The following is a 13,447-nucleotide window of genomic DNA, read 5'->3' as shown; positions in this document are numbered from 1 at the left end:
GGGCGACTCGGAATGGGAATCCTGTATCTACTGCCGGGCCAGGGCGCGCAGTATCGGGGAATGGGCGTGGAGCTGTACCGAACCAGCACGCAGTTCGCGACTGCGGTCGACGAAGTGCTGGACACCCTGAGCCGACTGTCCACGTACTTTCCAGCTGTCAAGCAACGGTGGCTGGACGGCGAGGACGATCCGGCGGACCCGAGCGTCACGCAGCCGCTGCTGCTCGCAGTCGAATACGGGCTACATCGGCTGCTGAGCAGTTGGGGTATCGAACCCACAGCGGTCCTCGGTCACAGTGCGGGTGAGCTCGCGGCAGCAGTGATCGCGGACGTGTTGTCGTTGGACGACGCGTGTCTGATGCTGGAAGCGCGCGCCGCGCACTCGCTCGAGTGTCCCGCCGGCGGAATGTTGGCCGTCGGGGCAACGCCGGAGACCCTGCACGCAATCTTGCCGCCGGACACCGAGATTGCGGGTGTCAACGCACCACGGCAAACAATGGTGTCCGGTCCGACGGAATCGTTGCGGCGCGCGCGCTCGATTCTCGACGAGAACTGTGTCACCTACGTCGACCTTGCGAGCACACGGCCGTTCCATCACTCCCTCATGTCCGACAAGCAGGACATGGTGCGAATGAACGCGACCTCGTTGAGTTTCGTGCCGTCGCCGATCGAGTTCGTCTCCGGATATGCCGGCACAACCATCGCTGCCACGCAGTACTGTCGCCCCGAATACTGGGCGAACCATATGGCCGCTCCCGTCCGGTACTGGGATGCGATCAGATCTGCCCTGTCGAACACGTTGTTCGACTGTGTCATCGAGATCGGCCCCGGCACAACGCTTTCGACGATCGCACGACGCGCCGCGCGATCGTCGCCCGGGACCCACCGACCGCCCCTCGTGCTCACCAGCATGAGCGGACCGGGGTCCGACACGCTCGAACACCTACGCACACTTCGGGCACGCGCAGATCATCGATCGGCGGCGGAGGGCGTCTCCGCGTAAAGCACACGGCCCCAACCGAATTCTCATGTCACCGGCGTTGCCACGCCTGGAACCGAAACGGAGCACCCTATGACGACCACCAAGCACACCATGGTTCACCGCACTGCATGTTCGGCGCCGGCGGACGAGGTGTTCGCCCTCGTTCGAGACGTCACAGCGTGGCCGGTGATCTTCGGTCCCACCGTGCACATGGACGCGGTCGAAGCAGGCAGCGACGGTGCGCGAACCAGACAGGACATGACGATCTGGGCGATCGCACATGACACCGTCCACAGCTGGAAATCGATTCGCAACGTCGACGACGCCGCTCGAACCGTCGATTTCCAGCAAGTCGTCTCACCTGAGCCGCTTGCAGCCATGTCCGGGAGTTGGCACGTCGTCGATTCTCAGGACGGTGCATCCGGCTGCGAGGTGATCCTGAATCACACCTTCCGGCTGCGATCGGACAACGACGCGGATCTGGAGTATGTGCGCAAGGCGGTCGACACCAACAGCACCAAAGAGCTCGCCGCACTTCGCCGCGCGACCGGAGGCGACGGCGATTGCTTTCTCTACGAGTTCGTCGACGAGGTCGATTTCGCCGGAGGCAACCCGACGGCACCGCTCGACTTCATCTGGGACGGTGCGCGCTGGCCCGAACGCCTGCCGCACGTCGCGGACGTCACGCTCACCTCGCTGCAGGACGACGTGCAACACCTCGCGATGACCACACGGACCGCCGACAGCAAAGAGCACGAGACGATGTCCTACCGGGTTCGGCTCGACGCGGACCGCCACCCCACCATCGCCTACAAGCAGACAACGCTCCCGCCCGCGCTTGTCGCGCATGCGGGTCGCTGGTCGATCGCTCCGAGCACGAAGGAAGCCGAGCAATGGTCCCTGCGATCGTGGCACGGTGTACTGGTCGACATCGAACACTGCCGCGAACTTCTCGGCTCGCCCGAGGCGGGAATAGACGAGATGAAGCGAGCCGTTCGCGGCGCTCTCGGCGGTAACAGTCTGGTAACCATGACCGCCGCAGTCGGCCATCTCCAGAGTATGTGACAGCCCCTCTTTCTTCTGACAATTTACTGCCCTTACGGCAACTAGATAAGCCGAAAGTGCCTAATAGACAGCGTAATTGAATCGAGTACCGTTTCGCCATTTCTACCGTGGTTGCGCGCCCGGTCGTGCTGTGTTCTTCTTCGTTGGAACGAATAATTCGCTTTGTCGATGCAGACCAACGGAGGACGATGGAAATGGATGTCAAAGTGCTCGGCCCATTCGCTGCGGACCTCGATGGGCGGTCGATTGTGCCGTCCGCACCGAAGCCACGCCAATTGCTCACACTGCTCGCATTGCGTCGGAGCAGCATCGTCACACACGAAACACTGATCGACGAACTTTGGGGTGATCGAGTTCCGTCGAGCGCTCCAACGACCATTCAGACCTACGTGATGAAGCTGCGAAAGATCATCGACTCGACAGGGGAGAAGACGTCTGGCAAAGGCGTGCTGGTAACCCGTTCAGGTGGATATTCGCTCGACATTGCGGGCAACGCATGGTCGATCGATCTGGAAATATTTCGGCACCATTCCCAGGAAGGCACCCTCGCGTTCAACCGCGGCGACTTCGAACGTGCGTCGGACCAGCTGGAACTGGCACTGAACACCTGGTCCGGGCCTGCTTTTCAGGACGTCCGGAAAGGTGAAGTGCTCGCCATCGAAGCAGTGCGCGTCGAGGCGGAGCGAGTAGCAGCACTGGAACAGAAGATCAATGCGGACATCATGTTGAACAATTTGCCCGCGGCCATCGCAGAATTGCAAGCGTTGATCCGAACCGATCCGTTGAACGAAAACTTCTGCGCGTTGTACATGCTTGCCGCATATCGCTCCGGTTGCGCCGCGCAATCCATTTCCGCATTTCACAACCTGAAGGATCAACTCGCGACGGAATTGGGCATCGATCCCGGACCGATCTGCCAAAATTTGTTCAGCGCGGTTCTGCAGCGCAGCGAGGAACTCGACTCCTTCAATCACGTGATTCATTGGGCTCCACGCGCGTCTCTGGTTTCGACCATGTGAGATCGCGACGGCGCAATGTGGCGCCGAAATACGCCGTGCGACAATTTGGCGGGGGTTACTTCATACAGGAGCAACCATGGACGTCGATACCGCCGGTGACAGACTCGATACTCTCGCCGACCGCATACGTGCGCTGTTCGTCAACACGCGCGACCAGAACGGAAAACCCTGGACGGGCCGAGCCGTCGTCGCACAGGCCAAGGCGCTGGGCTATACATTGTCCGAAGCATCGCTGTCGGAACTGCGCAGTGCTCGAGTCACGAATCCTTCGAAAAAGACGCTGGAGGCGCTCGCTGCGGTCTTCGAAGTCGATACGTCGTACTTCGCCAACACCGCACCCGACGCGCAGCAGCGCCGCGCGCTGCTCGATCAGCGCTACCGGGCTGTTGCCGACCGCATCGGCCTGAGCAACGTCGAGTACCGGCTCGGTTCGACCGAGGACGACGCAGCGCTGCGATTCCTGGTCGAAGCTCTCGAGACCGACTACGTCGACGAGAGCTAGTTGCCGATCTGCACGACCATGACCGACCAGCTGAACCCGCCACCGACCCCTAGCGCGCATACGGTGTCGCCCGGTGCCACTCGTCCGCCTGCGATCGCATGGTGCAGACCGGCAATCTGATCGCCGGCGCCCAGGTGCCCCACCGTGCGACCCCACGACCACAGGGTGTTGTCCCACTCCAGTTCGCTGGGCCCGACGATCTGCGCCGACAGCCGGGCCTTTCCCAGGTTCGGCAGAATGAAGAGCGAGATGTCCGAGGAGGCTGTGCCTGCACCTTCGAGCGCCCGTTCCAACGCGTCCGCCTGACGGCTTTCGAGTGTTTCGACGACACGGCCCAAACCGATGGTCTCGGTGCCCCGTTGGGTCGGCGACCGAAGGTCCAGCGGCCACCGATCGGGCTGGTCTCGCTGCGGGCGCGACATCAGCTCCAACTCGGGCGCGGCGGTCTCGGCCAGGCTCAGTATCGATCCGCGTCCACCGCTACCAGGGCGCAGCACCACCGCGGCAGCACCGTCGGCATACACAGTGCCCGGATCGCTCGACCACCGATTGAACTGTGGCGCGGGGAAGGTGTCCGCGGTGACCACCAGCACCGTCTTCCCACTCTGCACGTGCGGTAGCGCGAGTCCGATCGCCGCCAGCCCGCCGTTCGACATCTGCCGCACCTCGACGGATTTCGCTCTGTGCGCACCGATTTCGTTCTGCACGAACGATCCGACAGGCCAAAGTAGCTGTCCCTCATCATGATTGCGCACGTATAACAGCAAATCGATATCCTGCGCCGCAATTTCCGCATCGTCGATGGCCTGCCGGGCGGCTCGCACCGCAAGAGCCGGTCCGTCGGTGTTGGCCGCGATGCACACGCTCGTGATTCCTGTGCGCCGAACATCCGCCTCGCTGCATCTGCCCGCCGCAATTGCATCGGCCGTGCTCAATTGCTCAGGGAGACAAGCACCCAACCCTGCGATGCTCACGTCCGCGACAACATCCTGGCGTGCGCGCATACAGATCGATCCCCTCGTTTTCGACATGTGGCCATCCCTCTTCGGGACCCGTGCGAACCCACGATATTTCGGCGCGGTCGAGAAACGGTCGAGCTGCGGTTCACTCTGCCGGGGTCTAGCCACACTCCAGCAATGCAATGGATGCCGAATGACACCATCGCAATCATGACTTCGTACGCGTATCAGGACGATCCTGTCGTGATCGTCGGCTACTCGTTTCGGTTGCCACGAGCGGCCGAGGACGACACCTTCTGGGAGACCATGCTGGCAGGCAGAACGGCGTTCACCGACCAGGGACGCGGGGTGCGTCGGTCTGCGAAAATCGACTCGTACGCTTGGGACGCAGCGGCTTTCGGACTCGGCGAGGACGAGGCGGCGGCAACCGACCCACAACAGCTACTTGCCATGGAGCTCGCGGTGCATGCCGTCGAGGACGCCGGCGTCGGCTTCGGCACGCTCCGATCGGCAACGACGTGCGTCACGCTGGGCGCGATGGCCTGCGACTTCCGCGATTCCGAGGCACAGTTCGATCCCACTCCGTATTCCTTGACCGGCACGTCCACGAGTTTCATCGCGAACCGGGTGTCACAGACGCTGGGCCTCTCCGGTACCAGTGTCGTCATCGACACCGGACAGTCGTCGTCGTTGATGGCTGTCCACGAAGCAGCGATCAAGGTGCGTTCCGGCGAATGCGACTACGCGCTCGCGGGTGGCGTCCAGCTCAACGGCAGTGCGTTGTCGACATCGATGGTCGATGCCGCCGGAGTGTTGTCCGTATCCGGCGAACCCCGCTTGTTCTCGACACGCAGCGACGGCTACCTGCGTGGCGAAGGTGGAGCGTTGGTGTTGTTGTGCCGCAGGTCTACTGCGGTGGAGCACGGGCTGGTCGAGCACGCCGCGATCGCAGGAAGCGCGACCAATTGCGGACGCCAGGGGCGTCGGCTCACGGCCCCGGACAGTCGTGCACAGCAGGCGGTAGTCGAGTCCGCACTACAGCGAGCAGGTCTTTCCCCGAACGATCTCGACTACCTCGAATTGCACGGCACCGGTACGCGCGTCGGGGACGCGTCGGAAGCAGCGGCAATGATCGCGACCTTCGCCGAGCGGAACCGGCCACTGCCCGTCGGCTCGGCGAAGCAGACCATCGGGCACCTCGAAAGCGCTGCGGGGGCCGCGAGCCTGATCAAGGCTTTGCACATTCTCGAGCACGGGGTTGCCCCCGGAGCCATCGTCGACCAACCGCTTGCTGTTCTTGCAGAACAGGATTCGCTCGTTCTCGACAAAGCCCCACGCGTTCTGGTCGGAGCCGAATCGGGACTGCGGCACGTCGGCCTCTCCTCGTTCGGTTTGGGCGGAACCAACTGCCATCTCATCCTGGCGAGTCCGACTCCTCGGCCCGAAATACCAACTACTGCTGCGCGTTCCGACGATTCACCTACCCGCATAGGTCTCTGCTCGGCAAGTCCGGAGCATGCGCGAGCCCAGGCCGCGACCATCGCACAACTCATCGACGATTGCCCCGAGCAGGTAGCGATCCGCGATATTGCCGCTACCGCACACACCCGCGACTTCGGCGACTTTCGCACCACGGTGCTGGCGGCCACCGCGGACGAACTGGCCGAGGAACTCCGCGCGGTCGCGGGCGGTACGAAGACCGCGCGGTCGACCATTCAGGGCGAATCGGTGGCCGGCCTGACCGCGTGCGTCTTTCCCGGGCAAGGCAGCCAGCGGAAAGGTATGGGGGCCAGCCTGATCGACAGAGACGCCGAGTTCGCATGGAAGTTCGAGGAGATCTGCGCGGCCCTGAACGTCCACCTGGACGAGCCCATCCAATCGGTGATGTGGGGGACCGAAGACGATTCCATTCACGACACGCGTTACACCCAACCTGCACTGTTCGCTTTCGAGGCCAGCCTCTTTCACTCGCTGTGCGGCCGCGGATTCCGACCGGACATCCTCATCGGTCATTCGATCGGCGAGATCACCGCTCTGTACTGCGCGGGCTACCTTTCGCTCGCCGATGCTGCCGAGGTCGTCACGTCTCGCGCGGCGGCGATGGCCGACCTCCCACGGACCGGCGGCATGCTCGCGGTCCGCACCGGAGCAACGGCACTGGCGCCTGCGATCGAAAACCTGAGCGCCAGCGTCAGATTTGCTGCGCTCAACTCGCCCGAGGCAACGGTGGTGGCCGGGACCGACGAAGCGCTGCAACATGTCTCGGACTGGTGCGAGCGCAACAGACTCAAATCGCAACGACTGCAGGTGAGTCATGCTTTTCACTCGCCGCTCATCGATCCCGTCGGCGACCGCATGATCGAGTTGCAGAATCGCCTGCGGCTCAGAGCACCACACACGCGGGTCATCTCGACATCGACAGGTGCGGAGCTTGCTCCCATGGCAGCACTGCCCGACAGATTCCTGATGACCAACGCATCCGGCACTGTGCACTTCCACGATGCCGTGCAGGTTGCAATCGCCGCAGGCACAACCAAATTCGTGGAAGTCGGCCCAGGACGCGCACTCAGCACCTTCGTCGCGCAAACGGCACCGGTACGCAGTCATGCAATGTCACCGAAGTCTCCTTCAGAAGCGTCTGCCATCGACGAGACCGCCGCAACGCTGTTCACGTGGGGTGCGGATCCCTCGATCCTCGACCGTCAGCCGCACACCGCACCGGCACCGTTTCCACTGCCGAAGACAGTTTTTCTGCGACAGCCTTCGGCGCCCGTACCGGCCTCTACAGAGAACCGCTCTGAGGCAGACGAGTCCGGGCTGCTCAGCACCGTCGTGGATGCGCTGGCACGCCTGATTCCCGGTGCCGGGCCGATCGATACGCACAGAAGCTTCTCGGATCTCGGGCTCGATTCACGTGGCGCAGTGCAACTCGCGGAGACATTGACGACGACCGTCGGCACCCGGATCGCAGACACCGTCGTCTACCGGCATTCGACACCGGCGTTGCTCGCGGACTTCCTCGGTGGGCAATCAGGCGTGAGCGACCGCGCATCCGTTGGACCCCGGATACGACGGCGCCGGCGACACTCCGAGCGGATCGCAATCGTCGCCGCGTCCTGCAAACTGCCCGGGGGCATCGAGACACCCGCAGATCTGTGGGCGACCGTGCAACGGCAGCGTTGTGTCATCGGCGACTTTCCCACGGATCGGGGCTGGAACGTCACGCAACTCTTCGACCCCACCCCTGGAACGCCCTGCAAGACCTACGTCCGATCAGGGGGATTCCTCGAATCCGCCGGATCGTTCGATCCGCAGTTCTTCGACCTGTCGAACCGCGAGGCAACGGCTATGGATCCCCAGCAGCGGGCCACGCTCGAGCTGTCTCAGCGCCTCGTCGAGGCCTCGCGCGGATCGCTGCCGACTCGCACCGGCGTCTACGTCGGAGCGACATCCAACGACTACGGTGCCCGGCTCTACGAGTCCGGAATCCCCGAGCACCAAGGCCATCGCCTCACCGGCACCACGCCGAGCGTCATCTCCGGTCGCGTCGCCTACCACCACGGTTTGACCGGACCGGCACTCTCGGTCGACACAGCGTGCTCGTCGTCGCTGGTCGCGTTGCACACGGCAGCCGACGCACTGCGCGGCGGAGATTGCGACGCCGCGATTGCGGGCGGTGTCACCGTCATGGCGACCCCCGGCATGTTCGTCGAGTTCAGTGCGCAACACGGCCTCGCACCGGACGGACGCTGCAAACCGTTCGCCGACAACGCAGATGGCACAGCATGGGCGGAAGGCGCGGTCTACTTCCTTCTCGAGCTGGAATCTGTCGCCAAGGCACGAGGGCGAAAAGTGTTGGGCTACATCAGCGGAAGCGCGGTGACTCAGGACGGCAAATCCAACGGACTGACCGCGCCGAACGGGCGCTCGCAAGAGGAGGCGATCGGTGCAGCGCTCGGAGCAGCCCGAGTCGATCCGCGCGACGTGGACCTCGTCGAGGCGCACGGCACCGGAACGCGGCTCGGTGACCCCATCGAGGCAACCGCTGTCGCCAACACCTACGGGCAGCACCGCGACCCGCACCGTCCGCTGCACCTCGGATCCGTCAAGTCCAATCTCGGACACACCCAGGCTGCCGCAGGCGCCGCGGGATTGCTGAAGGTCTTGCTCGCGATGCGCCACAGCACCATCCCGAAAACCCTCTTTGCCGACACACCGACAACCATGATCGATTGGCGGGCATCCAATATCACTCTGCCGCAACGAAACACCGCCTGGGAGCGGCACCGCACGCGGCGAATCGGCGCCGTGTCGGCCTTCGGGATCAGCGGGACCAACTGCCACATGATCGTCGAGGAGGACTAGTGAGTTCAGCAGCCGATTCGGACGCCCTGCGCTACCTGCATCTGTACGCGAAGACCGAGAACTCGCTCGAACTGACCGTCGACGCTCACAAACAGTGGTTGGGCAACATCGCGGAGCACGACCTCCCCAACGCCATCGGCGCCGCAGCCGACGCCCAGGTCGGGCACCAGCACCAGGCCGTCGCAGCCGGTCGGACTGCCCGCGAAGTCCGCGACGCGCTGGATCAGCGATCGGGGTGGCTCTCACGCGGGCGAATCATCGACGGCACAGACATTTTCGTCTTCCCCGGCCAGGGCTCACAATGGGTCGGCATGGCATCGGCGCTCATGGACGACAGCGCCGATTTTGCCGGCGTGATAGATCGCTGCGCCGCCTTGATAGAGCAGCACTCGGGGTGGGACCTCATTGCCGAGTTGCGCGGTGGTGCGCTCACCAGCACGGCGCGAGTGCAACCCGCGTTGCTGTCGGTCATGGTCGGCCTTGCCGAGCTCTGGGCCGGATTCGATTGCCTACCGGAGGGCGTGATCGGCCACTCTCAGGGCGAGATCGCGGCGGCTCATTTCGCAGGCCTACTCGATCTGGATTCCGCAATACGACTGGTCACCCTGCGCGCTGATCTCATCCACGATCACGCGCCAGCCGGCGCCATGCTGGCAGTCGACGCGGGTCGCGCACAGACCCTCGACATCGTCGAACGAACCGGATGTTCACTTGCTGCGATCAACGCCGCTGCCGCCGTGGTGATCTCGGGCACGGTGCCCGACATTCGTTCCGCCGAAGCACTGTTCGCAGAGATCGAAATCGAAACCCACAGGGTGGAGGTCGGCTACCCCGCCCACTCGAGCGCACTGGTTTCGATTGCGGCCCGCATGGCGGACGAGCTGCGGCGGGCACCGTTGCAGCCCGGCTCGGCGCGAACGGTGCGAACGTACTCGACGACCCATCCGGGCAAGCCCATCGATGCACTCGATCCGGACTACTGGGCGAGCAATCTCGTCCGGCCCGTGGAGTTTTCGAGCGCCGTCGAGAGCGCGTGCGACGACGGTGGCAGACGGTTCATCGAGGTCAGTCCGCATCCCGTCCTCCATCGACCGATCACCGCCGACCTCGACAGGATCGGCTTGGCTGCTCGCGCCTTTCCCACGATCCGCCGAAATGAGGGCAGTCTCGACCACTTTGTCCACGCGGTCGTCGACGTCGCAGCGACCCGGCCGTTCGCCGCGTCCCGTACCGGTGGCGCGTACCCGATCGACGATCTGCCGGGATACGCATTCGACTACGACCACCTCTGGATCCCTACCCCCGGCGTGGCCGACAACATAGGGTCCGCAATGGGCGCGAACGAGCAATCCTTCGAGATAGCACTGGATCTCGACTCGGTAGCCGACCACGTGATCGCCGACCGAGTGATTGTCGCCGCCGTGCACATCGTCGCGATGACAATGGCCGGCCTCGCTACGCGAGGAGTGATTCGGCTCGACGATCTGTGCGTTCTCGACCCCTGGCTTCCCGAAGGTGACGACGACGCGCTGCGTGGCATCGCCGAAGAAGGGTCGCTGGTTCTTCAATCCGGTTCCGGTCGAGAACTGGGGCGCGCGACGCCGAGCCCGTTACGCGCGGCGGACCGAGCCGTGTCGCCGCCGATTCCGGACTCGCGATCTGGCGACGAGTGCGTCACCGGCGACGACATGTACGCGCGACTGGCCGCTGCAGGCTACGCGTACGGCCCGACGTTTCGAACGGTGCTGTCGTACAGCGTGATCGGCGACAGCGTCGTCGTCGACGTGCAGATGCCCGCCGATCATGCTGCGGGGCTGCCGTTTTCACCCGCAGGTGTCGATGGTGCCCTGCACGCGTTCATCGATCACACCCTTGGCAGGCAAGGTGGCGCTGCCGCCATGGTGGTGCCGTTCACCTTCGAGGACATCGTCGTCGACACGGACGTCGTCGTCGGTCCGACCGCCCGATTCGTTGTCGTCGAGACCGCGCCGCTGACGGCCACGATCGAGGGCTACGGCGCCGATGGTGAGCACTTCTTGACCATTGGAGCACTTCGCTTCTCGGAATTCTCGCCACCACCGTCCGGCGACCTGCTGCGAAAGACGTGGGAACCCATTGCGTCTCCGGCAGCCGTGGGATCGTCGGTGCCCAGCACAGGCGACACGTCGATATTGCCGTCGACGTCGGTGATGCCGTTCGATCGGTGGCTTGCGACACCCGGACCCCGCGTCTACGTCATGGGCTCGGCGGACGAGAACGATCCATTGGCACTTGCCTCCGAAACGCTCGGCATCATCCGCGCCATCCTCGACTCGCCGGTGGTGACCCGAAGCAGCGTCGTCCTCCCGCACCGTCCACAGTTCGGTGCCGCCATCGGCATGCTCCGTACCGCGTTTCGGGAACACCCCGATCGGTTCCAGATCATTCACCGATCCGACGGCAGCGCCATCGCAGCTGTATACGCCGCTGCGCGTCACCCCGCTGACGAGATCCTGGTCGACGGCGTCGGCCTTCACGTACCCCGATACGTGCCGGACGACGAACCAGCGCCGTCGAACCATCCGACTCCACCATTCGGTAACAACCTGGCGCCCAACGAAATCGAAGTCGCCAACTACTACGGCGGACTCAACTTTCGCGATGTGGTAATCGATCTCGGGATGGTCGACGGCGAGTCGGGTGTGGGAATCGAGTTCGCAGGCATAGTCACCGATACCGGCAGTGCGGTCGACACCCTGCGACCCGGCGATCGCGTGATGGGCATTCTGTCCGGCGGCGCTCTGGCTCCTGTGCTGCGGATGCCCGCAGAGCGAGCAACAGTGGTGCCGCGGAACTGGTCGATGCAATTGGCCGCAGCCGTTCCGATCGTCTATGTGACCGCATTACAGTGCCTGGCGGGGATCGCGCGGATCAGGCCCGGGATGAAGGTGCTGATCCATGCCGGAGCAGGCGGAGTCGGCATGGCTGCGATTCAGATCGCGCGCCATCTCGGTGCCGAGGTCTACACCACTGCCAGCAGCGACAAGCGCGGTGCCGTCCACGCCGCCGGTGTTCCTTGGGAACGAATCGCCGATTCACGATCGACGTCGTTTGTCGAGCAGTTCGAGTCGCTCTTGGGCAAAAGACCTTTCGACTGCGTTCTCAACAGCCTGACCGGAGACAAGATCACCGCGGGCGCAAGTCTGCTGGCACGCGACGGGGCCTTCGTCGAAATCGGCAAGACGGATGTTCGGCCGGACATCGCCGAGAAGTACGGCGTCGATTTCCATCATTACAACCTGATGGCACTAGACACCACCGAAATCGCAACGGCCTTGCGCGATCTGGTGAACCACTTCACCACGTTCGGAGATCGACCGTCGCTGCAGGTGTCGGTCGCACCGCTGGCCCGGTTCGATCGCACGGTGGCGAAATTCAAGGACGGCGCAACGATCGGCAAGCACATCTTCTCGACACGCCCCCTCATCGGACCCGGCACCCGCGTTCTCGTCACCGGCGGAGCGGGCGGTATCGGTCGGCGGGTGAGCGCGCACATCGCACACACCTACGGTCCTGCTGCGATCTGCTGCGTATCACGTTCTGCTGCAACGAATTCACCCGAAACCGTCGCCGGTTCGACGATCGAGTACGTGGGATGCGACGTCGGCGACTACGACAGCCTGTCCGATGTGTTCTCAGACTTTCGACCCGATGTGGTCCTGCATGCCGCCGGCGTACTGGCTGATGGCACCCTCGAGATGATGGGATCGTCGATGCTGTCGACAGTATTCGCATCGAAAGCAATACCAGCCGTGCATCTTTCGGAGTTGTGTGATCGACACGGAGTAACCGCGTGTGTTCATTTCTCGTCGATCTCCGGTGTGGTCGGAGAGCTCGGTCAGGCAAATTACGCCGGAGCGAACACCTATCTCGACAGCGTCTGCGACGAGCATCGGGCCGATACAGCTGGTGGGCAATCGAGCTACTACAGCCGCATTTCCATCGCCTGGGGCGTGTGGAAAGAAGCGAGCGGAATGACCGGCCACCTGCGGGACTCCGATTTCAAGCGAATGGAGGACGCAGGACTGCAACCGTTGAGCAACGCCGAAGCACTCGCGCTGTTCGATCGTGTGGTGGCGTCCCCCACCGATCGATGCGTTGCCGCAGTGAAATTCGCCGCGGACACCACCATGTTGCCTGACATCCTCAGCACGACCCGCGGCGGATCGGAACCGCGCGTCGACCATGGCCACCGCACCGAAACTGTGGTCGATACGCCGACCACGACGGAGAGCCCCGAGCCTGACCTGCTCGAAAAGATCAGCGTGACCGCAGCGCAGATTCTCGACAGAAAAGCCCTGATGGCGGCGGACGAGCAGTTTCGAGACGCGGGATTCGACTCACTGACCAGCCTGGAACTGCGCAACGATCTAACGAAATTCCTCGGTCGCAAACTTCCGCCGGGAATCGTTTTCGACAACCCCACACCCAGGTTGTTGGCAGCGGCTCTCACCGGAGGCGCACCGACCGAGCGAGTCGTGTCGGCTTTGCCCGAAATGCGTTGATCTGCAAGTGCA

At 63.6% G+C, this 13,447-nt stretch carries 7 protein-coding genes; 6 read left to right on the top strand and 1 reads right to left on the bottom strand.

The genetic code is table 11. The features are described from left to right. Positions 1 to 12: 12 nt before the first annotated feature. From FOY51_RS17440 to FOY51_RS17425, 4 genes are all read left to right on the top strand, one after another. Complete coding sequence (locus tag FOY51_RS17440) at positions 13 to 1,002, top strand: acyltransferase domain-containing protein (protein ID WP_187776372.1); 990 nt, start codon at positions 13 to 15, stop codon at positions 1,000 to 1,002. A gap of 69 nt (positions 1,003 to 1,071) precedes the next feature. Next, positions 1,072 to 2,046 (top strand): aromatase/cyclase, encoded by a 975-nt coding sequence (locus FOY51_RS17435; protein WP_149431536.1) that lies wholly within the window; start codon positions 1,072 to 1,074, stop codon positions 2,044 to 2,046. Positions 2,047 to 2,240: 194 nt separating this feature from the next. Then, on the top strand, positions 2,241 to 3,065 hold the full coding sequence (locus tag FOY51_RS17430; RefSeq protein WP_187776371.1) for an AfsR/SARP family transcriptional regulator: 825 nt from the start codon (positions 2,241 to 2,243) through the stop codon (positions 3,063 to 3,065). 76 nt (positions 3,066 to 3,141) lie between these two features. Continuing rightward, entirely contained in the window at positions 3,142 to 3,567 is a 426-nt protein-coding gene (locus FOY51_RS17425; protein WP_149431534.1) for a helix-turn-helix transcriptional regulator, read from the top strand. Here the strand turns inward: FOY51_RS17425 and FOY51_RS17420 are convergent. After that, on the bottom strand, positions 3,564 to 4,571 hold the full coding sequence (locus FOY51_RS17420; protein ID WP_187776370.1) for a ketoacyl-ACP synthase III family protein: 1,008 nt from the start codon (positions 4,569 to 4,571) through the stop codon (positions 3,564 to 3,566). The two genes, FOY51_RS17425 and FOY51_RS17420, sit on opposite strands and share 4 nt — an antisense overlap. A 165-nt stretch (positions 4,572 to 4,736) precedes the next feature. Here FOY51_RS17420 and FOY51_RS17415 point away from each other — a divergent pair, with 165 nt between their 5' ends. Both FOY51_RS17415 and FOY51_RS17410 read left to right on the top strand, forming a co-directional pair. Next, positions 4,737 to 8,891: a type I polyketide synthase gene (locus FOY51_RS17415; protein WP_187776369.1), complete on the top strand. Its 4,155-nt coding sequence runs from the start codon at positions 4,737 to 4,739 to the stop codon at positions 8,889 to 8,891. Beyond that, positions 8,891 to 13,435 (top strand): SDR family NAD(P)-dependent oxidoreductase, encoded by a 4,545-nt coding sequence (locus FOY51_RS17410; RefSeq protein WP_149431531.1) that lies wholly within the window; start codon positions 8,891 to 8,893, stop codon positions 13,433 to 13,435. The genes FOY51_RS17415 and FOY51_RS17410 overlap by 1 nt, the downstream gene beginning before the upstream one ends. Positions 13,436 to 13,447: the final 12 nt, after the last annotated feature.

The organism is Antrihabitans cavernicola, from assembly GCF_008297975.1.
Lineage (GTDB): Bacteria > Actinomycetota > Actinomycetes > Mycobacteriales > Mycobacteriaceae > Antrihabitans > Antrihabitans cavernicola.
Note: the sequence above shows the minus strand (reverse complement) of the source record. Positions and strands in the feature narration are given on the sequence as shown.